Annotated in this window: 1 protein-coding gene; it reads left to right on the forward strand. The window is 60.7% G+C overall.

Features of this window, described 5'->3' with window-relative positions:
• Window positions 1-116: 116 nt before the first annotated feature.
• Window positions 117-244, forward strand: a 128-nt coding sequence (locus FCU66_RS40890; protein WP_136625538.1) for a DUF1328 domain-containing protein, incomplete at its 3' end; no start/stop codon positions are given.

Below are 244 nucleotides of genomic sequence, written 5' to 3' on the forward strand. Positions count from 1 at the left end.
GCCGCGCGCATGCCACCGAGGCATAACCGGAGTTCCTGGCGCGGTACGCGGCTTGCTGATCCCGTGGGGTATCCGCCCCATGGCGGCAAGCTCACTCAACTGCACAGGAGGTCACCATGCTGCGTTATGCAGTCATCTTTTTCATCATCGCCCTGATTGCGGCCGTGCTCGGGTTTGGCGGCATCGCTGCCGGCGCAGCGAGCATCGCCAAGATTCTGTTCATGATTTTCGTGGTGCTGTTTGT

Origin of the sequence: Mesorhizobium norvegicum (assembly GCF_004919685.1) — a bacterium.
In the GTDB taxonomy this organism is placed as follows: Bacteria; Pseudomonadota; Alphaproteobacteria; order Rhizobiales; family Rhizobiaceae; genus Mesorhizobium; species Mesorhizobium norvegicum.